This is a genomic window from Phenylobacterium sp. (assembly GCF_019636135.1).
Classification (GTDB): domain Bacteria; phylum Pseudomonadota; class Alphaproteobacteria; order Caulobacterales; family Caulobacteraceae; genus Phenylobacterium.
On record NZ_JAHBYD010000011.1, the window covers coordinates 107,542 to 133,009 of the forward strand.

Consider the following 25,468-nt stretch of genomic DNA (forward strand, 5'->3'; position numbering starts at 1 on the left):
CTGAGCCGACCATACCACCGTGGCGCCGAAGCGGCGAATGCTCCCGCTTATTTGAACCGCGCCTTCAGGCCTTGATGCGCGGCGCGCCCATGAAGTCGCGCTTGCCGAGCGGCGCGCCCTGCGCGCGGAGCACGTCGTACCCGGTCGTGGCGTGGAAGTAGAAGTTGGGCAGCGAGAACGACAGCAGGAAGTCGCCGCCGCGGAACGGCATCTGGCGCGGGCCCAGCTCGAAGACCAGGTCCTTGTCCTCCAGCGCGTTCACCTCGTCGGGCGTCAGCGCCGAAAGCTCGGCGATGGCGTCGGCCACCTCCTTCTGCAGGCCGGCGTAGTCGAGCTTGGCGTCCCACAGCGGCGGGCGGAACACGCCGGCCTTCACGCCCGCGATCGCGCCCCGGGCGTGATGGACGGTGGCGATCACCTGGCTGCGCAGCGGCCACTGGTCGTCGCAGAGGCGGGCCTCGACCAGGTCTTCCGGATTCCTGCCGGCCTCCACCGCATGCGCGCGGGCCTTTTCCAGGTAGCCGGCCACCGCCGGCAGGATCTGCAGGAACGTACGCACGGAGGCGTCGTAGAGCGTGATGGCCATGGTCGTTGTCTCCCCTCGTGGGGCCGGTTCTAGCAGGCCTTCCGCAGGGGCGCCGAGCCTCAGCGTGCGCCGAGGCGGGCCAGCACCTCGCGGGGGATGCCGTACTGCGCGACGACCGCGCTGCGGTCGCGCAGGCCCATGATCTCGCGCTGGACCAGGAAGCCCCAGACCGCATCGGCCGCGGCCTTCAGCACGGCTTGCCGCCCCTCGCCGCCCGGATGCTCGCGCAGCGCGGCGAGCGCCGCCTCGACCTTGCGGCCCGCGCGGCCCAGCGAATGAGCCTGCTCCTCCAGCAGCTCGTAGCGCAGCACCGCCTCGCCGGTCTCGACCTTGAGCCGGGCGACGAGCGATTGCGGCATGCGCAGCGAGGACATGGCCGCCATGTTGGCGGCCACTCCCCGCTTGGCAAGGGGCCCCGCTTGGCAAGGGTCCCGCTTGCAAGCTCGGGCTCAGTAGAAGAACCGCTCCTCGGCGATCTTGCCGTCGCGGATCGCGTAGACGGCGATCTCGTCCAACGTCGTCCGCTCGCCGCCCTTGGGCGTGATGTCCATCTTGAAGCGCACGGCGAACTGGTCGCCGTTGATGAAGGGCCCCTCGACCTCGACGCCGTGGACCTCGTGGTTGGCGTTCCACCACTCGCCCTTGGCGCGGACGCCCTCGACGCCGCGGATCTCGGCCATGTCGGCGCCGGGCGGGGCGTTCTCGTAGCTGACCACGTCGGCGGCCCAGTATTTCTCGCCGGACGCGTCGAACTCGCCGGCCTTCCACATGGCCACCAGGTCGGCGGCGACATCGGCGACGGTGGGGCGGTCCTGGACTTCGCTCATGGGTTCCTCCTGGGGTGATGAGGACACTCTAGCGGGGGCTGGTGACAGCATCCTGTCAGCAGCAAGACGCCGCCGCACCGAAGTGCGACGGCGTTCGCTTCAGCGGGGCGGCGCCCGATCAGTCGCCAAACACGTCGGCGAGGTCTTCGGCGACGGTAGGGAGCCGCCAGGATCGTCCCACGTCCGAAGACAGGGCGCGCTCCAGTTGCCAGCCGCTGCGACCGACATAGACGCCGACGGCGGTCAGGTCTGCGACCAGCTCGGCGCGGGTCTCCTTGTCGAGCGCCGCGTTCTTCGGCCCCTTCGCCTCCTCCAGCCGCCAGCCGAAGATGGCGTCGCGGCTGATCTCCACGACGGCGCCGTCAGCGCCCATCCACTCGTAGTAGGCCGCCCCGCCGGCTACCGCGTGCGAGACACGGCCGGCCAGGCAGTTCCCGTAGCGGCTGGCCGCCTCGCGCATCGCCGCCTTGGTGGCCAGCGGCTTGAGACGCTCGGTCGCCGCGAACGGCGGCGCCGGCGGTTCGGGGTAGAGGTCCTCGACCACCGCTTCGAACAGCGCCGCCTCGGTCTCCAGCTGAGCCCAGCGGAGCGCCGCCGCGTCGGCCACCGCCGCGCCCGAGCGACAGGCGATGGCGCCCTGCGCCTCGGCTACGGCGGCCGCACCGTCGTCGGTCAGCCGTTGCGCGAGCCCCAGCGCCGCGCCCATCTGCGGCGGCAGGAGCGCCAGCCGCGCGATGGCCGCCACGTCGATGGTCTCGGCGTGGCGCAGCGTCTTCGCCGCGGCAGGCTCACCCAGCAGGACCAGCAGTCGGCGGTAGACCACCGCCGGGCACGCCGTTTCGCCCAGGCGCGCCAACGCCCGCTCGAGGCCCGGCGGATTGCCGCCCAGCACGAGCCGGACGCCGTTGCGCAGCCGACCGGCCAGCACCGCGTCGGCGACCATCGCGAGGTCGCGCCCGGTGGCAAGCGCCAGGCACGCGAGATGGCGCCGCGCCGTCGGCGCGGTCAGAAACGCGGTGTGCGGTTCGGGCCAGACCTTGGCCACGGCGTGGGCGAATTCGCCGGCCACGAACTTCAGGAGGGCGCTCGGCTCGGTCCGCGCCGGGACCAGGGCGAGGCCCGGGATCAGCTTGAGCATGGTCAGCTCCAGAGGGATGCGCCGCAGTCCCTCGGGAGCGCGGCAGGCTAGCGGCGTGGGATGCGCGCGCCCGGTTCCGTGGCGACGCGCACGCGCGAGGACGCCGGCTGGCGGTCCTTCGTCTGCGTGTGATTTTGCGTCGGCATTCGGATGCCCCTGTGGAAGAGGCCGGCCGTCTCTCATGGACCGGCGTTCGGGCGCAAGGCCGAGCTTGGCGGCGCCTCGACTTCGTTAAGGCCTGTGGCCGGGCGGCCACGCCGGAGCTTCAGGGCTCGGGCCGGCGGACGGCCTGGACGTTCAGGTGATCGGGCCTCTGGCCGGTGATCTTGTAGAGGAGCAGCCAGCTTTGGATCGCCGCCGCGACGGGGCCGGGTATCGGCAGGCCCGCGAACCATCTGGAGACGGTCGAGCGGTCGACGTCCAACCCTTCGGCGAGACGGGACATCCAGCCCCGCTCGCCGAAGAGAAGGATCGCCGCGCGACGGAGCTCTTCAGCCGTCATGCCTGGCCTTGTGGCACGAGTCCTTCGGACTCGCGGATGTAGGTCAGCACGGCCTCGTAGAAGCCGTCGATGTGGGTCCACTTGCCGTAGCCCACACCGTTCCGGGCGCTGGCGACGTTGACCATGTAGGCCTTCGACGCCTTCGGATCCGGAACCTTGTCGTGCGACTGCTCGTCGGTGATGACGATCAGCCGGTCGTGCGGCAGGCGGTTCACCTGCTCGACGGCCTTGCCCAGCCACGTACCGCTGTGCGGCTGCGACCGGACGACCGCGTCCACCCCGACCATGCCCCGGCGCGCCGGGACTTCCACCACCTGCTCGGAGAAGGTGAAGACCCGAACGTCGCCTGGGATGACGGACGCCAGCGTCGCCGCCGCGTCCAACCGGGTGAGCGGAGAGGACGCGCTGACAGCCCATGAAGTTGCATTACGCAACAGATAGCTTCAACGCGCCCTACCCTACCCCTTCACGCAGACGACCTGCCGCAGGGTGTGGACGATCTCGACCAGGTCGGCTTGCGCCGCCATCACCGCGTCGATGTCCTTGTAGGCCATCGGCGTTTCGTCGATCACGTCCGCGTCCTTCCGGCATTCGACGCCCGCGGTCGCGGCCACGTGGTCGTCGAGCGTGAACCGCCGCTTGGCTTCCGCCCGGGACATGGCCCGGCCGGCGCCGTGCGAGCAGGTGCAGAACGACTCCGGGTTCCCCTTCCCGCGCACGATGTAGGACCGCGCCCCCATCGACCCCGGGATGATCCCGAGCTCGCCGAGGCCCGCCCGCACCGCGCCCTTCCGGGTCAGCCAGACGTCCTTGCCGAAGTGCCGCTCCTGGGTGACGTAGTTGTGGTGGCAGTTCACCGCCACGTCCGTGGTCGCCAGGTCCGGGAACACGTCGCGCAGCACGGTCAGCACCTGGTCCATCATCACCTCACGGTTCGCCAGCGCGTACTTCTGCGCCCAGCTCACCGCCCGGATGTAGGACACGAAGCCTTCCGACCCTTCCGGGAAGTAGGCCAGGTCCCTGTCCGGCAGGCGGATGAACCACCGCTCCATGTCCCGCTTCGCCCGTTCGACGAAGTACGACCCGAAGCGGTTGCCCACGCCCCGCGACCCGGAGTGCAGCATCACCCACAGCGCGCCATCCTCATCGAGGCAGAGCTCGATGAAGTGGTTGCCGGTCCCGAGCGTCCCGAGGTGGCCGAGGCCCCGCGGGTGCGCGGCCTTGGCGTCCCGCTCGACGATGGCCTTGTAGCCATCCTCGAGCTCGGCCCACTTCGCGACGGCGAGCGCCGGCGGGTCGCCCTGGTGGGCGCCGACGTCGTTGCGTCCGCCGTTGTCGGTCCGCCCGTGCGGCACGGCCGCCTCGATCGCGCTCCGCAGGGCGGCGAGCGAGTCCGGCAGGTGCCCGGCGCGGATGGAGGTCTTCACCGCCATCATCCCGCAACCGATATCCACGCCCACGGCGGCCGGGATGATGGCCCCGACGGTCGGGATCACCGATCCCACGGTCGCGCCCATTCCCCAATGCACGTCCGGCATCACCGCGATGTGCTTGTGGATGAACGGCAGGCCGGCGACGTTCTTGAGCTGCGCCTTGGCGCTGTCCTCGACCTGGACGCCGCGCGTCCACGCCTTGATCAGCCCCGCATCGCTTTCGATCACTTCAAATCCGCTCATCGGACACTCTCCTGGAACTTCTGCGTTCCTCCCGGCCCCCCGCGGCGGGCGAAGCGTACTTCCGAAACGAAGAACCCCTCCGCGGCCGGGCCGGGAGGGGTTCTTCGTACAAGCCTCGAATATGCCGAGACCTAAGCCGAACCGACCTCCCACGCGCACGCGCTCATACCCTCGACCTGGCGGTCGCAGGCGCTGGCGAGCGGCTTGGTGATAGGACGGTTGAACACGGGCCTCTCCTTCGAGGCCGGCGCGGATACACCCGCCCCGCCCCGCCGGGAAGCGATAGTTTCGCCCGCAACCAACCTTGGCCGCCGGGTGTGGCTGCGGAACCACGATCACGTATCGCGCTATCCGGGGCTGGCGCTGATCCCGCCGTCCACCGTGAAGACCACGCCGGTCGTGTAGGCGCTGCGGTCGGAGGCCAGGAACGCCATCAGGTCGGCGATCTCGCGCGGCCTGGCGGGGCGGCCCAGCGGGTAGTTGGCCATGAGCTCGCGGTAGCGGCCCTCGTCGTTGAAGCGCCGCCCCGCGGCCGCCTTCATCAGCGTGACGATGCGGTCGGTCTCGACCGGGCCCGGGCTCACGCCCACCACGCGGATCCCGTCGCGCAGCGACCTGCCGCCCAGCGCGCGGGTGAAGGCGTAGAGCGCCGCGTTGCCGGTGGAGCCCGCGATATAGCCCGCGTCCATGCGCTCGCCCGCCGCGCCGATGTCGTTGATGATCACGCCCGAGCCGCGGGCCTTCATGTGCGCGTAGATGGCCCGCGTGAGGTTGATGTAGCCGAACACCTTCAGCTCCCAGGCGTGCCGCCAGCGCTCCTCGTCGACGGCGTCCAGCGCGCCGCCCGGGATGTCTCCGGCGTTGTTGACCAGGACGTCGACATCCTTGCCCGCCTCGGCCAGCGCCTTGAGCTGATCCGGATCGCGGATGTCGGTGGGGACGGCGCGGGCCTGGATCTGGTGCTGTCCGCGCAGCCGCTCGCACAGCGCCTCCAGCGCCTCGCCGGACCGCGCCGCGAGGATCAGGTCGCACCCCTCCTCCGCGAACGCCTCGGCCGCCGCCGCGCCGATCCCCCTGGACGCGCCCGTGATCAGCACCGTCCGCCCGCGAAGGTTCAGGTCCATGGCGTTCCTCCCGTTGGGCCGAGCTTAGCCCGGCGGTTGCGGGCGCGGCCATCCTGTGACACCTGACCCCGGACTCGCCGGGGACTTCGCCGACCATGACCGACCAGCAGCCCGCCTCCGTCTACGACCTCGCCCACAAGGAGCAGGAGGAGAGCCGCGCGACGTTCGCGGTGCTGGTGGACAACGAGCCCGGCGTGCTGCACCGCGTGGTCGGGCTCTTCGCGGCGCGCGGCTACAACATCGACAGCCTGACGGTCGCGGAGACCGACGGCAACGCCCACACCAGCCGCATCACCATCGTCACGCGCGGCACGCCGCAGGTGCTCTCGCAGATCGAGGCGCAGCTTCAGAAGATGGTCTCCACCCGGCACGTCCAGGACGTGACGCGCGACCCCAACGGCATCGAGCGCGAGCTGGCGCTGGTGAAGGTCCGCGGCACGGGGACGGAGCGGGTCGAGGCGCTGCGCGTCGCCGACATCTTCCGGGCCAAGGTGATCGACACCACCCACGAGAGCTTCGTCTTCGAGCTGACGGGCGCCTCCACCAAGGTCGACAAGTTCGTGGACCTGATGCGGCCGCTGGGCCTGGTCGAGGTCTCGCGCACCGGCGTGCTGTCGCTCTCGCGAGGCGTCGAGGTGTTCTAGCCGGAGGCCGTCAGGGACCTGGACGCTCCGCAACGGCCTGCGGCCGGACGGCGCAGGGAAGAGCAGACCTCCCTCCCCCTCACTCGTCATCCCGCGGCTTGTCCGCGGGACCCATGGACACGGGAGAGCGTGGTGACCCGCGGCGTCGCCGCCTGCGCCCTGTCTCCCGCCCCGGCGTTCATGGGTCCCGCGGACAAGCCGCGGGATGACGGGGATGGATGGAGTATCGCGCAAGCTCTGCCCCTGCGGGGCCGGCGCCACGGAACCGCCGTGGGGACGTGGCTCTTTTCCTCCGTGTCTGCGCGCCTGATCACCCTGGCCCTGGCGGCGGCCGTCGCTCTGCCCGCCCAAGCCCAGCTCCTAGGCAAGAAGCGGGTCGCAGGCCCGCCTGAAGGCGCGCCGATCACCGAGGTCGAGGCCTGGCCCTATCCCGCGCCCGAACCCGAGGGCTGGTGGGACGACAAGCGCCCGAAGGTCCCCGAGGAGGCCGACCCGCTGGGCGGGCGGCGCATCCGCAGCGTCGAGCAGCTCGTGAAGCCCGACAACGGCGTCGAGGCGTCCACCTACCGCCTGTGGGGCCTGATGCCGCTCCAATGGCAGCTCGTCCGCGGCGACGAGATGATCCTGGAGGTCTGGACGCGGCCCTCCAACAGCGTGCGCCAGACGGTGACGCGGGTGACGGTCCGCTCGGACGGCGACGTGTTCGTGCAGGCCCGCGCGGGCCTCGCCTGCTGCGAGGCGGGGATCGGCCGGCGGATGGGCTTCGACCGGCGCCTGCCGCCGGGCTCGGCGGCGCGGTTCCAGGCGCTGAAGACCGTGCCGGTCTGGGCCTCGCCGCGCGACGTGCGGGTCGTGGAGGCGGGCGCGGCCGAGGCGGTCTGCGTCGAGGGCACCGCCTACGACATCACGCTGGTGACGCCCGGCCGCTCGACCACCCTGCACCGCGCCTGCGACCCCGCCGAGGTGGGCGAGGCGGCCGACGTGCTGGAGCCGGTGCTGGCCGCGGCGCTGGGCCACGACCCGCGCTTCGACGTGCTGTTCCGCGGCGGCGCGAGCTTCGCGGGCGCCCGAAGCGCCTACCGCGACCTGCTGGCCTCGAACGGCCGCCTGACGCCCAACCCGGACGCACGCCAGCCGCCGCCGGGCCAGGAGGGCGCGCCGCCGGCCGAGAACGAGGCCGGGACGCCCTCGAGCGGGACTACGCCGCCTGCGCCTGAGTCTCTGCCTGGGCCTGCGTCTCCGCCGCCTTGAGGTTGCGGATCGAGATCGCCCGCACGGTCGCGAAGTGGATGGCGAACAGCACGATCTTCGAGGCGGTCGGGACGACGGCCAGGAACGCCGGCCACCAGGCCTGGAACCAGACCGCGACCACCAGGTTGGCCGCCGCCGTCGCGAACATCAGGCCGGCCCAGACGTAGCCGAAGACGATCTGGGCGCCCCGGCCGTGCTCCTGCGCGACCGGCGGCAGGTAGCGGAGCATCCAGCCCTTCTTCAGCATCACGACGCCCACGATCGCGTAGACCAGCGTGGGCTTGGCCATCAGGAAGCGGGCGTCGTTGGTGAGGATGCCGGCCGCGCCGAACACCAGCACCAGCCCCAGGCTGGCCCATTGCAGGGGCGCGACGGGCTTCTTCAGCACCAGGGCGTAGATCGCGATCTGGGCCACGCTGATCGCCGCCGCGACCGCCGTGGCGAGGCGCACGTCCACATGCAGCGCGATCATCACCGCGAACGCGATGGTGGGGAGCAGGTCGCCCACGAGGGCGCGGCCGGCGTGGATCAGGTTACCCATGGAAAACTCCTGCGGAACGACTGGCGCAAGCCTACCGGCGGGCGCCGGAAGGCCGTGAATCCGCCCGCGAAGGATGGGTGGCGATCCACGAAATCGGGAGCCCCGTTCACGCTTCGCGAACCGCCTACCCTCCCCTTCATGGGGAGGGGCGGGCCGCGCCAGCGGCCAGGGTGGGGAAGTGAGGGCCAGGTCTCTGAGGTGGGGACTGGCTCATCCCTGGGCGCCGGCGTTCCGGCCCTCGCTTCCCCACCCTGCTCGCCTGCGGCGAGCTGTCCCTCCCCATGAAGGGGAGGGAAGGGTTGTTTGTTTTTCGACGTCCGAGCGCCTATATGCGAGGCGTCGGGTTCGCCCGACTATGGAGATAAACGCGCGCATAATAAGCGGACTGGACCCGGGTGCGATTCCCGGCGGCTCCACCAACCTTCCTCCGGGTTATCGCCGGAAAGTGCGGGGCCGATCAGCATCGACAGACGTCTAAAGGCGTTGCTTTCTCTCGGCTTGACCCACCGTTCCGGGTCTTAAACTAAATGCGAACGATAACTTCGCTGAGGAAGTTCGCCTGGCTGCGTAATGCGGTCCGGTAACATCCGAACCAAGCCCTAGGGGTTCAGATCCTTAGGCGGGGCCCGGGAGGCGCCTGGCAACAGAAGCCTCCCACCTATCCGCCCGGATTCGCGCCTCCCGACTCCAAGTGAGGATTTGGAGGCGCCTGGCGACAGAAGCCTCCCACTGTCCTTCCTCCCTTGCACAGACACCGGCACACGCTACCTTCGGTGTGTCGGTTCGCTTTGGAGTGCGTATGGCGCAGGATCCGCCGGTCCAGGATCTGATGAACTACGAGGCCCTGGCGCAGGACGCGCTCCGGGGCGTCGCCAAGGCTGCGCTGAAGCGCGCCGCCGCGCCCGAGGGGCTGCCCGGCTCGCACCACTTCTACATCACCTTCAAGACCGATGCGGCCGGGGTCTCGGGCCCGCAGGACCTCCTGGGCAAGTACCCGGACGAGATGACCATCGTCCTGCAGCACCAGTACTGGGACCTCGCGCCCGGCGAGACCTTCTTCTCGGTGACCCTGCAGTTCGGCGGCCAGCCCAAGCGGCTCTCGATCCCCTACGCCGCGATCACCCGCTTCTACGATCCGTCGGTGCAGTTCCTGTTGCAGTTCGAACCGCCCCCCGCCGCGCCGGCGGAGGCCAAGGCCGCCGTCCCCGCGGCCAAGGACGCCGCCGAGGCCAAGGCCGACGAGGCCGCACCCAAGGGTGAGGCGACGGTCGTCTCCCTCGATCAGTTCCGGAAGAAATAGCCCGCATGACCGACGTCGCCAGTGAGCCCGAAGCCCTGACGGACGAGGCGATCCTCGCGCGGTTCCTGCGCACCAAGAACCAGCCCACCGGCTCGCAGACGCTGGGTTTCCGGATGGTCTCGGTCAGCCAGGCCGACAAATCGGTCGAGGTCGAGTTCGACGCCAAGGCCGAGCTCCTGCTCAACCCCATGAAGCAGATCCAGGGCGGCTATCTCTGCGCCATGCTGGACGAGGCCATGAGCGTGGCCTGCATGGTCGCCTCGGGCATGACGGCGGTCGCGCCGACGCTGGAGATGAAGACCACCTTCTTCCGGCCGGGCCAGCCCGGGAAGATCCGCGGCGTCGGCAAGGTCGTGAAGTGGGGCCGCCAGGTCGCGTTCACCGAGGGCGAGCTGTTCGACCCCGAGGGCCGCACGCTGGCCAAGGCCACCGGCACGGCGATCCCGACGCCCTTCGCCAGATACAAGTGATGCGCCGCCGGGCCGCCCGCCTCTGCGCCGTGCTCGCCGGCCTGTGGCTGGCGACGGCGGCCGGCGCGGCGCAGGCGGCCGGGGCCTTTGCGGACTGGTCGGCCGTGGTGATCGCCGGCGACTGGCACGCCCATGACGGCGGCCCCTCGGAGGCGTTCGACAACGCCCGGCGCGACGTGACCTACGCGCTGGCCCGCGCCGGCTTCCAGCCGCAGAACATCCGCCAGTTCTCGGTGCGCCCCGAACGCTACAAGGACACCCGTCCCGAGAAGTCGGACCCGCAGGGCATCTACGACGCCATGGTCGACCTGGCCGGGCGCACCCAGGGTGGCTGCATGTTCTACATGACCTCGCACGGCGCGCCGCAGGGCGCGCAGCTCGACCAGGGCATCCTGCGGCCCGGCATGCTGGCCTCGATGCTGGACCAGGCCTGCGGCAAACGGCCGACCGTCGTGGTGATCTCGGCCTGCTTCTCGGGCGTCTTCGTGCCCACGCTGGCCAAGCCCAACCGCATGGTGCTCACGGCCGCGCGGCCCGACCGCACCTCGTTCGGCTGCGGCCAGGACAACAAGTACCCCTACTTCGACGACTGCTTCCTCTCGTCGATGCCCCAGTCGAAGGACTTCTCGGGCCTGGCCTCGGCCACGCGCGAATGCGTGCGCGTGCGCGAGATCGCCGAGAAGATGAGCCCGCCGTCCGAGCCGCAGGTGTGGGTGGGCGCCGAACTGCGCCCGATGCTGCCGCTCTACGCCTTCGAAGCGGCGCCGAAACCGAACTAGGCCGGATCCACATGGAGGCCGGCGAGGGTCTCGCGTAGGTTTGCGCAGAGCGTTGAAATCATCAGCCCTCCTCCTCGATGGAGGAGGGCAATCGCATATGGCTTGTGGGCGGCTTGTCCGCCCGATTCATGAACCGCAGAGATCGCGGAGATGCGCAGAGAAGCTCGCGGATCCACGGGAATCCTCCGCGTATCTCCGCGATCTCTGCGGTTTTGACTGACGGCCTTTCGGCCGCCCGAATCCATATGCGATGGCCCTGCTCGATGGAGGAGGGTTGGGTGGTGGTGTGACCGCTGAACGAAATCGTGCGCGCGAGAGACGCCGGCGTCTCCGCCGCCACACCGGTAAGGCCCTGCGCACACGTCCATCCCCGTCCTTCCTCCATCGAGGAGGAAGGGAGATCGAATCCCGTCACGCCGAATGTGGATCAGTCCCAGGCCGGACGCGCGCGGCGGCGGCGGAGCACAGCGCCCGCGCCGAAGAAGCCGCCGATCAGCAGCGCCCAGGTGGCGGGCTCGGGCGTCAGCGAGAAGTTGTCGACCAGCAGCATGCTGGGCTCGCGATCGTCGTTGACGTCGGTCACGCCCGCTTCGACGCGATACGTGCCCGGCCCCAGCCGCAGCGAAAAGTGCGTCCAGTCGGTGGCGCCCCAGTCGCCGGTCATCGCGATGCTGGAGAAGAACAGCACGACCGGCTCGTCGGCGAAGGTCGCGATCTCGCCGCCGCCCACGCGGTAGATCCGTACGAAGGCGGAGTCGTTCCAGGGCAGGTAGTCCTCGCCCAGGAAGGCGGCGTCGCCCCGGAAGGTCGCGCCGCCCGCGCCCGTCGTGAACGTCTGGCTGAGCAGCACCGCCTCGTTGGAGGCGTTGGCCTGCAGCAGCCCCATGAAGTCGCCGCCCGTCGGCATGTAGGGGCACGGCGACTCCGCGCCGGGCGCGCCGGGGCAGTTGTCGGGATCGCCGTTCTCGTCGCGGTGATAGGCCTGCCCGACGATGAAGGTCTGGTCCTCGTTCACGGTCCAGCCGGCGAAACCGTTCTCGAAGCTGCCGTTCTGGAAATGCGCGGCCTGGGCCGGCGCGCTCAGCGCAGCGGCCGCCGTCGCGGCGACGATCACGGACTTCAGACGCATCCCGGCCTCCACCCGAAGGGGCATGGTTGAGAATACCGCGTTCGGCCACGCGCGCCAGAGTGCTCGCCCGTGAGGGGTGTGGCCAAGTCGTCGCACGGAGAGCGCCACGGCGCGGGACGGGCTTCGCGACTCAACCGAGGTGATATGGTCGAAATTCACCCGCAGTGGAGTCGGCCCTTGATACGCAGCCTCGGCAAGGCGGTCCTGGCGACGCTGGCGCTCATGATCGCGCCGGCCGCGACGGCGCAGGAGGCCGCGCTGCCGAAGGCGCCGCTGCCCTATGCGCAGGTCCGGCCGAAGGCGGCGCCTGCCCGGCCGGCGTCGGCCACCGCCCCGGCCGCGACGCCGGCGCGGGCGGCCGTCGCAGGCGCGGCGCCGACGGTGGCGAACCTGCCGCGGCTGGCGAACGGCGCGCGGCTCGCGACCGGCCAGCCCTTGAATCCCGCCGAGCTGGAAGCCTTCGTCGACGGCTGGATGGCCGACGCCATGGCCCGCGAACATGTGGCCGGCGCCTCGGTCTCGGTGGTCCAGAACGGCCAGGTGATCCTGAAGAAGGGCTACGGCTTCGCGAACCTCAGCCCGCGCAAGCCCGTCGATCCCGACCGCAGCCTGTTCCGCATCGGCTCGATCTCGAAGACCTTCACCTGGATCCTCCTGATGCGGGAGGTCGAGGCCGGCCGCGTGCGCCTCGACGCCCCGGTGAACCTCTACCTGCCCGACAAGGTGCGGCTGCCCGGCAAGTCGAGCCGCGTGACGGTCGCCAACCTCATGGACCACACGGTGGGCTTCGAGGACCGCGCGCTGGGCCAGCTTTTCGAGAGCGATCCGCGCCGGATCCGCCCGCTGGACCTCTACCTGCGCCAGGAACGCCCCGACCGCGTGCGCGAGCCCGGGCGGATATCGAGCTACTCGAACTACGGCGCGGCCCTGGCCGGCGCCGCCGCGGTCTACGGCTCGGGCAAGAGCTTCGAGCGCAAGGCCGAGGAGGCGATCTTCGTGCCGCTCGGCATGCGGCACACCACCTTCCGCGAGCCGCGCGACGAGCGCCGCGGCCTGCCCGCCGCCATGCCGGAGCCCCTGCGCGCCGACATCGCCCAGGGCTATGGCTGGCGCAACGCCGGCTTCATGCCCGACAAGTACGAGTACATCGGCCAGGTCGCCCCGGCCGGCGCCGCCTCGTCCACCGCCGGCGACATGAGCCGCTACATGCTGATGCTGCTGGGCGACGGCTCCTGGAACGGCGTCACGGTGTTCGGCCCCAAGGCGGCGCAGGCGTTCCGCAGCCCGATGCGCAGGATGCCGACGGGGGTCAACGGCTGGGCCCACGGCTTCATGACCATGGACCTGCCGGGCGACCACAAGGGCTACGGCCACCTGGGCGCGACCATCGCCTTCATGTCGAACATGACGCTCGTCCCCGACCTGGGCCTCGGCGTCTTCGTCGCGACCAACACCGAGACCGGCCGGGCGGTGGCGGGGCCGCTGCCCGAGGCGATCGTGCGCCACTTCTACGCCCCGCCGGCGACCTTTCCGCGCGCGGGGACGCGCGAGCTGGCCGACGCCGCCGACACCTTCGGCGGCGGCTACCTGACCACGCGGCGCGCGCACGGCGGGCTGGAGGGCTTCGTCGACCTGCTGACCGGCGGGGCCGAGGTCAGGGTCACCAACGGCGGCCGCCTCCTGATCACCCGCAACGGAGAGAGCAAGGCGTTCGTGCCCGACGGCCCGGTCGGCGAGGGCCGCTTCATCGCCGCCCAGGACGAGGAGCGCGTGGCGTTCCACGTGCGGGACGGCCGCGCCACGAGCTTCCAGCCGTGGAGCAACACCGAGACGCTGATCCGCGCGCCGCTCACCGAGCGGCCGACGACCCTGGCCGCCATGGCGCTGCTCACCGCGCTCGCGGCGGTGGCGACCCTGATCGGCCTGGCGCTGCGCAACCGGCGCGAACTGCGGCAGAACCAGATCCAGTCGCGCGCGGCGCTGGTGCAGAACATCCAGGCCGGCCTGTGGCTCGCGGCGCTCGTGCTCTTCCTGGCGTTCGCCGCGAACGCGTCGGACCTCCAGGCGATCATGTACGGCTGGCCCGGTCCGCTGGTGATCACCGCCTCGGCTTCGGCCCTGGTGGCGGCGGCGCTGACGCTGGTCACCATCGCGGCGCTGCCGGCGGTCTGGCAGGGCGGGCGGCGGGTCGATTCGTGGACGGCGGCGCGGAAGGTATTCTTCACGCTCACGGTGCTGATCTACACCGCGTTCTCGGTGCTGCTGGCCATGAACGGCGCGCTGGAGCCCTGGAGCCGCTGAGGAAAGGCCGCGCCCTGCGACAGCTTGGCCCGTCCCGGTACGGTCAAGCCTAAACCCGGCCTTAACCAACAACTGGGAAATTCCTGCCTACCAGACGGGGCGGGGTCGCTTGGGCCGACGCGTCCCGTGCGTTGACGGGGGCGGACGGCTTGAACCAGTTCACGGCCATGGTGCAGAGGTTCGGGATCGGCCGCCTGGCCGCCATCCTGGGCATCGGCGCGGGCCTCGTGGCCGTCTTCGCCGCGATGTTCATGAACCTGGGCCAGCCGAAGGCCCTGCTCTACTCGAACCTCGACCTGAAGGAAGCCGGCTCGATCACCGCCGCGCTGGACCAGTCGGGCGTCAAGTACGAGGTCAAGGGCGACGGCTCGACGATCCTGGTCCCGCGCGATGCGGTGGCCTCGACCCGCCTGATGCTGTCGAGCAAGGGGCTGCCCACGGCCGGCTCGGTCGGCTACGAGATCTTCGACGAGGCCAACACCCTCGGCCAGACCGACTTCGTCCAGCAGTTGAACCGCCAGCGGGCCCTGGAGGGCGAGCTCGCGCGGACCATCCGCGGCCTGGACGGCATCTCGTCGGCCCGCGTCCACCTGGTGCTGCCCAAGCGCCAGCTCTTCGAGGAAGAGGCCGAACAGCCCAGCGCCGCGGTGACCATCGCCGTGGGCGGCCGCCAGCCGGGCGCCGACCAGGTCCGCGCCATCCAGAACCTGATCGCCGGCGCCGTGCCGAACCTGAAGCCCGACCGCGTGACGGTCGTCGACCAGCACGCCAAGACCCTCTCGGGCGGCGACACCGGCATGGCCGCCGAAGCCGACGGCCGCAAGTCCGAGGTCGAGCAGCGCATCGCCAAGCAGGTGAAGGCGCTGGTCGAGGGGATCGTGGGCGCCGGAAAGGCCCGCGTGAACGTCACCGCCGACCTCGACCTGGCCCGCGTCACCACCCAGGAGGAGAAGTTCGATCCCGACGGCCAGGTGATCCGCTCGGAATCCACGCAGGAGGAAAGCGCCCGCGAGAACGACGCCTCCGGCTCGGGCGCCGCCTCGGTGGCCGCCAACATCCCGGGCGGCTCGGGCTCCGACACGAACAACAACTCGTCGACCAGCGGCCGCACCGACTCCACCACCAACTACGAGATCTCCAAGACCGTCACGACGAAGGTCGAGGAGCCCGGCACGGTGAAGCGGCTCTCGGTGGCCGTCGCCGTCGACGGCGCCACGGCGCCGGCCGGCAAGGACGGCAAGCCCGGCGCCTACACCCCCCGCTCCGCCCAGGAGATGCAGCAGATCGAGCAGCTCGTGCGCTCGGCCGTGGGCTTCAACTCGGACCGCGGCGACCAGATCAGCGTCGTGAACGTGCGCTTCCCCACCGCCGCGGACGAAGGCGGCGTCGAGGCCGCCAACCCGCTGATGGGCTTCGACAAGAACGACATCATGCGCGCCGTCGAACTGGCCGTGCTGGCGGTCGTGGGGATCCTGATGATCTTCTTCGTCGCCCGCCCGCTGGTCGGCGGCGGCGGAGGCGGCAAGAAGGGCAGGAAGGGCGCGCCCGAACCGGCCGGCCCGCCGCCCGTGACCCGCATCATGGTCACCCCCGACGGCCAGCAGATGGCCATCGCCGCGGACGGCAGCATGTCGCCCCTCGCCCTGCCCGGCCCCGGCGACGACGGCGCCCGCATGGACATGGCCCGTGTCGACGGCCCGGTCCGCGTGAGCTCGGTCAAGAAGGTCGCCGAGTTCGTGGAACACCACCCCGCCGAGTCGGTCGCGATCCTGCGCGGCTGGCTGCATGAGACGAACTGATGGCGCCGCGCCCCAACTCCAAGAACATCGTCGACGTCTCGCGCCTCAGCGGCGCCGAGAAGTGCGCGGTGGTGCTGCTGGCGCTCGGCGAGGAGCACGCCCACGTCTGGCAAGGCCTCGACGAGGAGGAGATCAAGGAGATCTCCCAGGCGATGGCCAGCCTCGGCAACGTCACCGCCCAGGTGGTCGAGGACCTGCTGGTCGAGTTCGTCTCCGGCGCGGCCGGCACCGGCTCGATCATGGGGTCGTTCGAACAGACCCAGAAGCTGCTGGCCTCCATGATGCCGGGCGAGAAGGTCGACGCCCTGATGGAGGAGATCCGCGGTCCGGCGGGCCGCACCATGTGGGACAAGCTCGGCAACGTGAACGAGGCCGTGCTCGCGAACTACCTGAAGAACGAATATCCGCAGACGGTCGCGGTGGTGCTGTCGAAGATCAAGTCCGAGCACGCCGCGCGCGTGCTGGCCTCGCTGCCCGAGGACTTCGCGCTGGAGTGCGTCATGCGCATGCTGCGCATGGAGCCGGTGCAGCGCGAGATCCTCGACAAGATCGAGCTGACCCTGCGCAACGAGTTCATGTCGAACCTGGCGCGCACGTCCAAGCGCGACAGCCACGAGATGATGGCCGACATCTTCAACGCCTTCGACCGCCAGACCGAGAGCCGCTTCATCACCGCCCTGGAGGAGCGCAACCGCGAGGCGGCCGAGCGCATCCGGGCCCTGATGTTCGTGTTCGAGGACCTGTCGAAGCTGGACCCGGGCGGCGTGCAGACGCTGCTGCGCTCGGTCGAGAAGGACCAGCTCGCGCTCGGCATGAAGGGCGCATCGGACAGCCTGCGCGAGATGTTCTTCTCCAACATGAGCGAGCGCGCCTCCAAGATCATGCGCGAGGACATGGAGAGCATGGGCCCCGTCCGCCTGCGCGACGTCGACCAGGCCCAGATGGCCATCGTCCAGGTCGCCAAGGACCTCGCCAACAAGGGCGAGATCATGCTGGCCGGCGCCAACTCCGACGATGAGCTCGTCTACTGATGCCGGAACCGCTCGCGAAATTCAGCTTCGACACCGAGTTCGACGCCGGCGGCGGGGTGGCTTTCGCCGCGCCGCGCCCGAAGCGCCTGTTCCCGGCCGACGAGGTCGAGCAGATCCGCGCGGCCGCCCACGCCGAGGGCGAGCGCGCCGCGCTGGCCTCGGTGGCCGCCCAGCAGGCGGACGCGCTGGCCCAGATCGCCGCGGCCTGCGGCCAGGCCCTGCCCCGCCTCGCCGAGGTGGCCCACGAGCATCGCCAGGGCTCGGCGGCGCTGGCCATCGCCTGCGCCCGCGCCATCGCCGACGCGGCCCTCGCCAGGTTCCCCGAAGCGCCCGTCGTGGCCGCGCTCGAGAGCCTGGCGCGGGAGATCGACGCGAGCCCCCGCCTGGTGGTCTCGGCCGACCCGGTGCTGGCCGACGCCCTCAAGGACGTGCTGGAAGACACCGCCAGAAGCGTGGGCTTCGACGGCGCCGTCGTGGTCAAGCCCGACGGCGCGTTCGGGCCCCACGCCTTCACCCTCGACTTCGGCGACGGCCAGGCCGCGTTCGACCCGGCCGCGGCCGCCGAACGCGTGGCCCGGACCCTGGAGGCGGCGCTCGCCGCCGAGGGTCTCCACGCCGAACCCCTGATCCCCGGTTCAGAAAGCTAGGACCATGGCCGACGACGACCTGAAACTCGACGAGTTCTCCCCGGAGGAAGGCGCGCTCGCCGACTCCATCGGCGAGGACAAGACCGCCGGCGACCTGGCGCCCGTCTTCGACGTGCCGGTGGCGATCTCGGCGGTGCTCGGCCGCTCGACCATGTCGGTCGCGCAGTTGCTGCAACTCAGCCAGGGCTCGGTGCTGGAGCTGGACCGCAAGGTCGGCGAGGCGATCGACATCTACGTGAACAACCGCCTGGTGGCGCGCGGCGAAGTCGTGATCGTCGACGAGCGGCTGGGCGTGACCATGACGGAAATCATCAAGGACGGCGACTCTCAGGCCTGAGCCTGAGCGTGCGGAGGAGTGACGGGAAATGCGGCTTCTGGTCGTCGGTAAACTGAGCGGGCAGCTCTCCACCGCCGTGAAGATGGCGATGAGCGCGGGCGCCAAGGTCAGCCACGTGGAGAACACGGAGGCGGCCACCCACGCCCTGCGCGCCGGCCAGGGCGCGGACCTGCTGATGGTCGACTACGACCTCGACATCGCGGGGCTGATCGCCTCGAACGAGCTGGAACGGATCCACGTGCCGGTGGTGGCCTGCGGCATCGCCGCCGACCCCAGGCGGGCGGCCGACGCCATCCGCGCCGGGGCGAAGGAGTTCATCCCGCTGCCGCCCGAGGCCGAGCTGATCGCGGCCGTGCTGTCGGCGGTGAGCGACGACAACCGCCCGATGGTGGTGCGCGACCCGGCCATGCAGGCGGTGACGCAGCTCGCCGACCAGGTCGCCCCGTCCGACGCCTCGATCCTGATCACCGGGGAAAGCGGCTCGGGCAAGGAGGTCGTGGCCCGCTACGTCCACCAGAAGTCGCGCCGCGCCAGCCGCCCGTTCATCAGCGTCAACTGCGCCGCCATCCCCGAGAACCTGCTCGAGAGCGAGCTGTTCGGCCACGAGAAGGGCGCCTTCACCGGCGCCATGGCCCGCCGGATCGGCAAGTTCGAGGAGGCCAACGGCGGCACCCTGCTGCTCGACGAGATCAGCGAGATGGACGCGCGCCTGCAGGCCAAGCTGCTGCGCGCCATCCAGGAGCGCGAGATCGACCGGGTCGGCGGCACGAAGCCGGTGAAGGTGGACATCCGCATCCTCGCCACCTCGAACCGCGACCTCGCCCAGGCGGTGAAGGACGGCGCGTTCCGCGAGGACCTGCTCTACCGCCTGAACGTCGTGAACCTGCGCCTGCCGCCGCTGCGCGAGCGCCCGGGCGACGTGCTGGCCATGGCCGAGTTCTTCGTGAAGAAGTACGCGGCCGCCAACGGCGTGGCCGGGAAGCCGCTGTCGGCGGAAGCCAGGCGCCGCCTGGCCGCCCACCGCTGGCCCGGCAACGTGCGCGAGCTCGAGAACGCCATGCACCGCGCGGTGCTGCTGAGCGTCGGCCCCGAGATCGACGAGACCGCCATCCGCCTGCCCGACGGCCAGCCGCTGGCGCCCGCCGACGCGGGCGCGCGCACGGCCCAGGCCGCGGTGACGGCGGCCGAGACGGCCACCCGCTCGTTCGTCGGCCAGACGGTCGCGGAGATGGAGCAGACCCTGATCATCGAGACGCTGGAGCACTGCTTCGGCAACCGCACCCACGCGGCCAACATCCTCGGCATCTCGATCCGGACGCTGCGCAACAAGCTGAAGGAATACACCGAGGCCGGCGTTTCGGTCCCCGCCCCGCAGATGGGCGCGAGCGCGGCATGACGCCCTCCCCCGCTTCGCAGGGGAGGCAGGGATGACTGACGTCACCACGTCCCGTCCCTCGAACGCGCCGTCCGCGCGCGACATGATGGGCTGGGTGATGCGCGGCGACGTGGCCCTGGCCGTCGGCGTCATCGGCGTCGTGCTGCTGATGATCCTGCCGATCCCGGCCTTCATGCTGGATCTGTTCCTCTCGATCTCGATCGCCTCGTCGATCCTGATCCTGATGACGGCGATCCTCATGAAGCGGGTCCTCGACTTCACGGCCTTCCCGACCGTGCTGCTGGTGGCGACGCTCTACCGCCTGGCGCTGAACATCACGACGACCCGCCTGATCCTCAGCCACGGCCACGAAGGCGCCCACGGCGCCGGCCACGTCATCGAGACGTTCGGCAAGCTGATGATGGGCGGCAACTTCGCCATCGGCATCATCGTCTTCGCGATCCTGGTGGTGGTGAACTTCGTGGTCATCACCAAGGGTTCGGGGCGCATCGCCGAGGTCGCGGCGCGCTTCACCCTGGACTCGATGCCCGGCAAGCAGATGGCGATCGACGCCGACCTGTCGGCCGGCCTCATCGAGCAGGACGAGGCCAGGAAGCGCCGCAAGGAGCTGGAGCAGGAATCGACCTTCTTCGGCGCCATGGACGGCGCCTCGAAGTTCGTCCGCGGCGACGCCGTGGCCGGGCTGGTGATCCTGGCCATCAATGTGGTCGGCGGCATCCTGATCGGCGTGCTGCAGCACAAGGTTCCGCTCGGCCAGGCGTTCTCGACCTACACCATCATGTCGATCGGCGACGGCCTGGTCAGCCAGATCCCGGCGCTGATCATCTCGATCGCCGCCGGCTTCCTGGTCTCCAAGGCGGGCGTCGAAGGCGCCGCCGACAAGGCCCTGGTCACCCAGCTCGCCACCAACCCGATCGGCCTGGGCATGGTCTCGGCCGCGGCCGGCCTGATGGCGATCATCCCCGGCATGCCGATCGCCCCCTTTGCGGCGGTGTCGGTGGGCGCGGGCATGCTGGCCTGGCGCCGATCGCAGAAGAAGGAGGAGCCGGTCGTCATCGAGGCCGCGCCCCCGCAGGAGGAGGTCGAGGAGCCGATCTCCCAGACCCTGGCCATCGACGAGATCAAGATCGAGCTGGGCTACGGCCTCCTGCCGCTGATCAACGACCTGGAGGGCCGCCGGCTCACCGACCAGATCAAGGCCCTGCGCCGCACGCTGGCCGCAGACTTCGGCTTCGTCATGCCGTCGGTCCGCATCCTCGACAACATGCGCCTGCCCTCCATGGGCTACGCGCTGCGCATCAAGGAGATGGAGGCCGGCTCGGGCGAGGTGCGCATCGGCCAGCTCATGGCCATGGACCCGCGCGGCGGCCAGGTGGACCTGCCCGGCGAGCACGTGAAGGAGCCGGCGTTCGGCCTGCCCGCCACCTGGATCGACGACGCGATGCGCGAGGAAGCCACCTTCCGCGGCTACACCATCGTGGACCCGGCCACGGTGCTCACCACGCACCTGACCGAGATCCTCAAGGACAACATGCCGGACCTGCTCACCTACGCCGAGGTCCAGAAGCTGATCAAGGACCTCCCGGCCGAGGAGAAGAAGCTCGCCGAGGACCTGATCCCCAACGTCGTCACCGCCACCACCGTCGTGCGCGTGCTCCAGGCGCTGCTGCGCGAGCGGGTCTCGATCCGCGACCTGGGCGCCATCCTGGAAGGCATCGGCGAGGCCGCGCCGCACACCGGCTCGATCACGCTCCTCGTCGAACAGGTCCGCGCCAAGCTCGCCCGCCAGCTCTGCTACGCCTACCGCGGCGACGACGGCGCCCTGCCGATCGTCACGCTTTCGGCCGAGTGGGAGAACGCCTTCGCCGACGCCCTGGTGGGCCAGGGCGACGACAAGCAGCTCGCGCTGGCCCCCTCGCGCCTGCAGGACTTCATCCGCGGCATCCGCGAGACCTTCGAGCGCGCGGCGCTGGCCGGGGATTCGCCCGTGCTGCTCACCAGCCCGACCATCCGGCCCTACGTCCGCTCGATCATCGAGCGCTTCCGCGGCCAGACCCCGGTCATGAGCCAGAACGAGGTCCATCCGCGGGCGCGGCTGAAGACGGTGGGCGCGCTCTAAACCCATCGGCGCGGGATGCGCCGCGGGCGCGCTGTTTCCCACCACGAAGAGCACCAAGATCACCAAGGGGGCCGAGAGGCGCTGCGCTCAGCCCATCCGCGGAGCCTTGGTGATCTTGGTGCTCTTCGTGGTTGATCGACACGACGCCGGCGCGCCGACGAAGCGACAGGCCCGTTTGTCCGGCACGCCTCGCGCGCCTCCTGACCCGGCGCCGTCTTGACCGGCGCCCGCGCCGTTGCGACGAGAGGGCTCCAGTCACGGGGGCCCGCTATGATCCGTCCGCTCAGAAGCGCCGTCGCGCTCGCCGCCGTCCTTGCGCTCGCCGGCGCCTGCACGCCCGCGAAGGAGGCCGGTTCGAAGGCGGCGGCCGCGGCCGCCGCCAAGGTCCCCTACGGCGCCAACAAGGCCGCCAGCGGGACCTTCGTCCACGACGGGGTCACCTTCTATTACGAGGTCTACGGCGAGGGAGAGCCGCTGCTGCTCGTGCATGGCAACGGCGGCAGCCTGGGCATGCTGGCCGCGCAGATCGACGGCTTCAAGGGCCACCGCAAGGTGATCGCCATGGACAGCCGCGACCAGGGCCGGTCCGGCGACAGCGCGGGCCCGATCACCTACGAGATGATGGCCGACGACCTGGCCGCGCTGGTCGACCACCTCAAGCTCGGCAAGGTCGACGTGGTCGGCTGGAGCGACGGCGGCATCGAGGCGCTGCTGATGGGCGTGCGCCATCCCGACAAGGTGAACAAGCTGGTGGCCATGGCGGCCAACCTGAACCCCGACGCCATCTACCCCGAGACCGCGGCGTGGGTGGCGCAGATGAAGGCCCAGACGCCGCCCGACCTCGACAAGACGCCCGAGGGCCGCCGCGCGCTGAAGATGCTGAACCTGCTGGAGAACGAGCCCCACATCGACCCGAAGCTGCTGAGCAAGGTCGCCGCGCCGACGCTGGTGATGTCGGGCGACCACGACGTCATCCAGTTGAAGCACACCATCGAGATCTTCGAGAGCCTGCCGAACGCCAACCTCGCCGTCCTGCCGAACAGCACCCACGCCGCGCCGTATGACGACCCCAAGCTGTTCAACGAGACCGTCGACCGCTTCCTGAAGACGCCCTTCAGGAAGCGCGACCGCATCGCCGACCTGGTCGCTTCGATTCAGAAGAGCGAGGCCGAGATGGCGAAATGACGCCGCAGGCCGCGGCAGGCGGGGCGGCCACGGCGTCTGTTGCAGGTCGCCTCACCGGCTGATAGCGGTTCGGGCCTCGGGCGGCTTAAGCCCGGTTGAGTCTCGGAATTCGGATGCGGCGACCCCTACACCGGCCTGAAGGCTCCAGCGGCCAGTTCCTCTGGGACCTCCTGACCTTCGAGCGCCTGCTGACCGGCACGGTGTTCCACCTGGTCTACTGGGCCGGCCTCGGCATCATCGGGATCATGGCGTTCGGGATCCTGGGCGCCACGGTCGGCGTCGCCATCCGCGAGGGCAGCGTCGTCGGCATCCTGCTCGCCGTCGGCGTGCTCGGCGTGGGCGCGCTGGGCGTGTTCGTGGCCGTGCTGCTGTGGCGCGCCTTCTGCGAGTTCTACGTCACGATCTTCAAGATCGCCGACGACCTGCACGTCCTGCGCAAGGACGTCGAAGCCGAGCGGGCGCGGCAGGGGCGCTAATCTCCTCTCCCCTCTCTTCGCGCCTGCGGCGCTCGGGGGGCGAGGAGGCCCTACCCCGCCGCGCGCTTGCGCAGGCCCAGTTCGTCGAGGGCGGCGGCTTCGCGGCGGCCGGCCTGCCTGCGGGCCTCGACGCGGATGTTCTGGGCGATGTGCTCGTACTTCTTCTGGGCTTCGAAGGCTTCGGCCAGCGCATCGCGGGCGCCTTCCTCTTCCACCAGGATCAGGTCGATCTCGGCTCGGACCTTGGCCTTGCGCACCTTCAGGCCTTCGAAGAACCCGGCGCGGTAGATGCCGGCCGCAACCTCCTCGGCGGAGAACAGCGCCTCGGCCTCGCCCTCGGCTTCCAGCATCGTCAGGCGCATCTCGACCGCCATGCGCCGGTCGACGATCTCGCCCAGGCGCTTCTGCAGCACCTCGGCCTCGTAGGTCGACAGCTTGATGAGGGACTCGGCCCAGCTCACTTACGCAACTCCGGTCAGGATGCTCGAAAGGCCCTGGAAGCTGTCGTCCAGGCCGGTGACGTCGTTGGGGTTCTGGCTCAGGAACGCCTCGACGGCCGGATTGAGCTGGATGGCGCGGTCGATCAGCGGGTCGGCCCCGGCGCGGTAGGCGCCGATGCGGATCAGCTCCTCCATGTTCGAATAGGCCGAGAGCGCCTCGCGGGCCTGCTTCACGACCTCGCGCTCCTCCATCGACTGGCAACCCGGCATGGTGCGGCTGATCGACTTCAGCACGTTGATCGCCGGGAAGCGGCCGCGCTCGGCGATGGCGCGCTCCATGACGATGTGGCCGTCCAGGATGCCGCGCACGGCATCGGCGATCGGCTCGTTGTGGTCGTCGCCGTCCACCAGCACGGTGAAGAGGCCGGTGATCGGGCCCGCCTGGGTGCCGTCCGGGCGGATCGGGCCCGGGCCGGCGCGCTCCAGCAGCTTCGGCAGCTCGGTGAAGCAGGTGGGCGTGTAGCCCTTGGTGGTCGGCGGCTCGCCGGCGGCCAGGCCGATCTCGCGCTGGGCCATGGCGAAGCGGGTGACCGAGTCCATCAGGCAGAGGACCTCCATGTCCTGGTCGCGCAGGAACTCGGCGATGGCCAGGGTCATGTAGGCGGCCTGGCGGCGCTTGAGCGCCGGCTCGTCCGAGGTGGCGACCACCACGATGGCGCGGCGCAGGCCCTCTTCGCCCAGGGTCTCCTCTATGAACTCGCGGACCTCGCGGCCCCGCTCGCCGATCAGCCCCACCACGACGGCGTCGCAGTCAGCGTTCTTGGCCAGCATGGAGAGCAGCACCGACTTGCCGACGCCGGAGCCCGCGAAGACGCCGAGGCGCTGGCCGCGGCAGCAGGTGGTGAAGACGTTCATGGCCCGCACGCCCAGGTCCAGCCGCTCGCCGACGCGGGCGCGGGCGTGGGCCGGGGGCGGCGCAGCGCGCAGGGGATAGGCCGCGAGGCCCTGGGGCAGCGGCCCCTTGCCGTCGATGGGCTGGCCGAAGGCGTCGACGATGCGGCCGAGCCAGGCCCTGGTGGGGCGCACGGCCGAGCCCAGCGGCTGGATGCGGATCTCCGCGCCCGGCGCCACGCCCTCGACCGGGCCGAACGGCATCAGGAGCGCGCGGTTCTCGCGGAAGCCGACGACCTCGGCGGCGACGGGCTTTTCGTTGAAGCGGCCGATCTCGGCGCGGGCGCCGACGGCCAGGCGGCTCAAACCCCCGCGGGCTTCGATCAGCAGGCCGTTGACGGCCGCGACCCGGCCCGAAACCGTAAGGGGATCCAGCCGCTCCACGGCGGCCACCAGACTCTGCAAAGGAAACGCCCCTCGACCCGACCCGCGCAGGATCGCGCGCGCACGCTTAAGGGGTCGTGAAGAACAGCCTTGGCCTTGGGCGTTTCCGCCGCGTCCGGACGCCGCAGCCGTGAGCCGCGCCGCAGGCGCGTGGTGTCGAATAGGCGGCGCCGACGCGCCCTCGCGGCTGAAGGGCCTAGGACCAACCCACGTTCAGCGGTGTTTCGTACGCACCCAGAACTTCTGAACGTCATGGCCGGGCTTGTCCCGGCCACCCATGAACTCAGACGCTGGAGTCAGTCTGCAGCGGCGGCCTCAACCGCTATTCCGGCCAAGGCCGGTGTCCATGGGTGGCCGGGACAAGCCCGGCCATGACGTCCATGAAAGGGGGACGCTGCGTGTCGTGAACGTGGATTGGTCCTAACGTGGATTGGA

General features: G+C 70.5%; 26 protein-coding genes and 1 other RNA gene. 15 read left to right on the forward strand and 12 right to left on the reverse strand.

The genetic code is table 11. The annotated features are described in order from the left end of the window. Positions 1–64: 64 nt before the first annotated feature. The 8 genes from KF737_RS09905 to KF737_RS09940 all read right to left on the reverse strand — a co-directional run bounded on the left by KF737_RS09905 (position 65) and on the right by KF737_RS09940 (position 5,853). Positions 65–586: a DUF1993 family protein gene (locus KF737_RS09905; protein ID WP_296453872.1), complete on the reverse strand. Its 522-nt coding sequence runs from the start codon at positions 584–586 to the stop codon at positions 65–67. A gap of 59 nt (positions 587–645) precedes the next feature. Then, a complete protein-coding gene (locus KF737_RS09910; protein ID WP_296453875.1) occupies positions 646–969 on the reverse strand; it encodes a DUF6665 family protein in 324 nt (107 codons plus the stop codon). Between the two features lie 66 nt (positions 970–1,035). After that, positions 1,036–1,413, reverse strand: coding sequence for a SnoaL-like domain-containing protein (locus KF737_RS09915; RefSeq protein ID WP_296453878.1), 378 nt, complete (start codon positions 1,411–1,413; stop codon positions 1,036–1,038). Between the two features lie 118 nt (positions 1,414–1,531). Further along, positions 1,532–2,551, reverse strand: a complete 1,020-nt coding sequence (locus KF737_RS09920; RefSeq protein WP_296453881.1) for a hypothetical protein — start codon at positions 2,549–2,551, stop codon at positions 1,532–1,534. A 265-nt stretch (positions 2,552–2,816) separates the two neighbouring features. Next, a complete protein-coding gene (locus tag KF737_RS09925) occupies positions 2,817–3,053 on the reverse strand; it encodes a hypothetical protein (RefSeq protein WP_296453883.1) in 237 nt (78 codons plus the stop codon). Beyond that, positions 3,050–3,364, reverse strand: coding sequence for a hypothetical protein (locus KF737_RS09930; protein ID WP_296453886.1), 315 nt, complete (start codon positions 3,362–3,364; stop codon positions 3,050–3,052). Before KF737_RS09930 ends, KF737_RS09925 begins: the two co-directional genes overlap by 4 nt. Positions 3,365–3,511: 147 nt before the next feature. Continuing rightward, positions 3,512–4,729 carry an RtcB family protein gene (locus KF737_RS09935; RefSeq protein ID WP_296453888.1) on the reverse strand — a complete coding sequence of 406 codons (1,218 nt, stop codon included), beginning with the start codon at positions 4,727–4,729 and terminating at the stop codon, positions 3,512–3,514. 347 nt (positions 4,730–5,076) lie between these two features. Next, positions 5,077–5,853: an SDR family oxidoreductase gene (locus tag KF737_RS09940; protein WP_296453891.1), complete on the reverse strand. Its 777-nt coding sequence runs from the start codon at positions 5,851–5,853 to the stop codon at positions 5,077–5,079. Positions 5,854–5,948: 95 nt separating this feature from the next. Here KF737_RS09940 and ilvN point away from each other — a divergent pair, with 95 nt between their 5' ends. Further along, positions 5,949–6,497, forward strand: a complete 549-nt coding sequence (gene ilvN, locus KF737_RS09945; protein WP_296453894.1) for an acetolactate synthase small subunit — start codon at positions 5,949–5,951, stop codon at positions 6,495–6,497. Positions 6,498–6,791: 294 nt separating this feature from the next. Further along, positions 6,792–7,748, forward strand: coding sequence for a hypothetical protein (locus KF737_RS09950; protein ID WP_296453897.1), 957 nt, complete (start codon positions 6,792–6,794; stop codon positions 7,746–7,748). Here KF737_RS09950 and KF737_RS09955 read toward each other — a convergent pair. Next, positions 7,696–8,289, reverse strand: a complete 594-nt coding sequence (locus KF737_RS09955; RefSeq protein WP_296453900.1) for a septation protein IspZ — start codon at positions 8,287–8,289, stop codon at positions 7,696–7,698. The genes KF737_RS09950 and KF737_RS09955 overlap by 53 nt on opposite strands. Before the next feature lie 299 nt (positions 8,290–8,588). On the opposite strand from KF737_RS09955, the gene ssrA reads away from it, so the two are divergent. The 4 genes from ssrA to KF737_RS09975 all read left to right on the forward strand — a co-directional run bounded on the left by ssrA (position 8,589) and on the right by KF737_RS09975 (position 10,838). Continuing rightward, positions 8,589–8,948, forward strand: a transfer-messenger RNA (tmRNA) gene (gene ssrA / locus KF737_RS09960). 140 nt (positions 8,949–9,088) lie between these two features. Continuing rightward, the gene (locus tag KF737_RS09965) at positions 9,089–9,589 is read left to right on the forward strand and encodes an SspB family protein (RefSeq protein WP_296453902.1); all 501 of its coding nucleotides are present in this window, start codon (positions 9,089–9,091) and stop codon (positions 9,587–9,589) included. Positions 9,590–9,594: 5 nt separating this feature from the next. Further along, complete coding sequence (locus tag KF737_RS09970; RefSeq protein WP_296453905.1) at positions 9,595–10,059, forward strand: PaaI family thioesterase; 465 nt, start codon at positions 9,595–9,597, stop codon at positions 10,057–10,059. Next, positions 10,059–10,838 carry a C13 family peptidase gene (locus tag KF737_RS09975; RefSeq protein ID WP_296453908.1) on the forward strand — a complete coding sequence of 260 codons (780 nt, stop codon included), beginning with the start codon at positions 10,059–10,061 and terminating at the stop codon, positions 10,836–10,838. Before KF737_RS09970 ends, KF737_RS09975 begins: the two co-directional genes overlap by 1 nt. A gap of 427 nt (positions 10,839–11,265) precedes the next feature. On the opposite strand, the gene KF737_RS09980 is transcribed toward KF737_RS09975, so the two are convergent. Continuing rightward, positions 11,266–11,967, reverse strand: coding sequence for a PEPxxWA-CTERM sorting domain-containing protein (locus KF737_RS09980; RefSeq protein WP_296453910.1), 702 nt, complete (start codon positions 11,965–11,967; stop codon positions 11,266–11,268). A 177-nt stretch (positions 11,968–12,144) separates the two neighbouring features. Between KF737_RS09980 and KF737_RS09985 the strand changes: the two genes are divergently transcribed. From KF737_RS09985 to KF737_RS10025, 9 genes are all read left to right on the forward strand, one after another. Further along, positions 12,145–14,268, forward strand: coding sequence for a serine hydrolase (locus KF737_RS09985; RefSeq protein ID WP_296453912.1), 2,124 nt, complete (start codon positions 12,145–12,147; stop codon positions 14,266–14,268). A 149-nt stretch (positions 14,269–14,417) separates the two neighbouring features. Continuing rightward, on the forward strand, positions 14,418–16,067 hold the full coding sequence (gene fliF / locus KF737_RS09990) for a flagellar basal-body MS-ring/collar protein FliF (protein ID WP_296453915.1): 1,650 nt from the start codon (positions 14,418–14,420) through the stop codon (positions 16,065–16,067). After that, positions 16,067–17,098: a flagellar motor switch protein FliG gene (gene fliG / locus KF737_RS09995; RefSeq protein ID WP_296453919.1), complete on the forward strand. Its 1,032-nt coding sequence runs from the start codon at positions 16,067–16,069 to the stop codon at positions 17,096–17,098. The genes fliF and fliG overlap by 1 nt, the downstream gene beginning before the upstream one ends. Then, the gene (locus tag KF737_RS10000) at positions 17,098–17,745 is read left to right on the forward strand and encodes a flagellar assembly protein FliH (protein ID WP_296453922.1); all 648 of its coding nucleotides are present in this window, start codon (positions 17,098–17,100) and stop codon (positions 17,743–17,745) included. Before fliG ends, KF737_RS10000 begins: the two co-directional genes overlap by 1 nt. Positions 17,746–17,749: 4 nt before the next feature. Beyond that, positions 17,750–18,082: a flagellar motor switch protein FliN gene (fliN, locus tag KF737_RS10005; protein WP_296453925.1), complete on the forward strand. Its 333-nt coding sequence runs from the start codon at positions 17,750–17,752 to the stop codon at positions 18,080–18,082. Between the two features lie 28 nt (positions 18,083–18,110). Beyond that, positions 18,111–19,478: a sigma-54-dependent Fis family transcriptional regulator gene (locus tag KF737_RS10010; protein WP_296453927.1), complete on the forward strand. Its 1,368-nt coding sequence runs from the start codon at positions 18,111–18,113 to the stop codon at positions 19,476–19,478. A gap of 31 nt (positions 19,479–19,509) precedes the next feature. Beyond that, complete coding sequence (gene flhA / locus KF737_RS10015) at positions 19,510–21,597, forward strand: flagellar biosynthesis protein FlhA (protein ID WP_296453929.1); 2,088 nt, start codon at positions 19,510–19,512, stop codon at positions 21,595–21,597. Positions 21,598–21,867: 270 nt separating this feature from the next. Continuing rightward, positions 21,868–22,782 carry an alpha/beta hydrolase gene (locus tag KF737_RS10020; RefSeq protein ID WP_296453932.1) on the forward strand — a complete coding sequence of 305 codons (915 nt, stop codon included), beginning with the start codon at positions 21,868–21,870 and terminating at the stop codon, positions 22,780–22,782. A gap of 113 nt (positions 22,783–22,895) precedes the next feature. Next, positions 22,896–23,258 (forward strand): DUF4282 domain-containing protein, encoded by a 363-nt coding sequence (locus KF737_RS10025; protein WP_296453935.1) that lies wholly within the window; start codon positions 22,896–22,898, stop codon positions 23,256–23,258. Between the two features lie 50 nt (positions 23,259–23,308). Here KF737_RS10025 and KF737_RS10030 read toward each other — a convergent pair whose 3' ends face one another. Beyond that, positions 23,309–23,719, reverse strand: coding sequence for a flagellar export protein FliJ (locus tag KF737_RS10030; RefSeq protein ID WP_296453938.1), 411 nt, complete (start codon positions 23,717–23,719; stop codon positions 23,309–23,311). Next, a complete protein-coding gene (gene fliI, locus KF737_RS10035) occupies positions 23,720–25,054 on the reverse strand; it encodes a flagellar protein export ATPase FliI (protein ID WP_296453944.1) in 1,335 nt (444 codons plus the stop codon). Positions 25,055–25,468 lie beyond the last annotated feature (414 nt).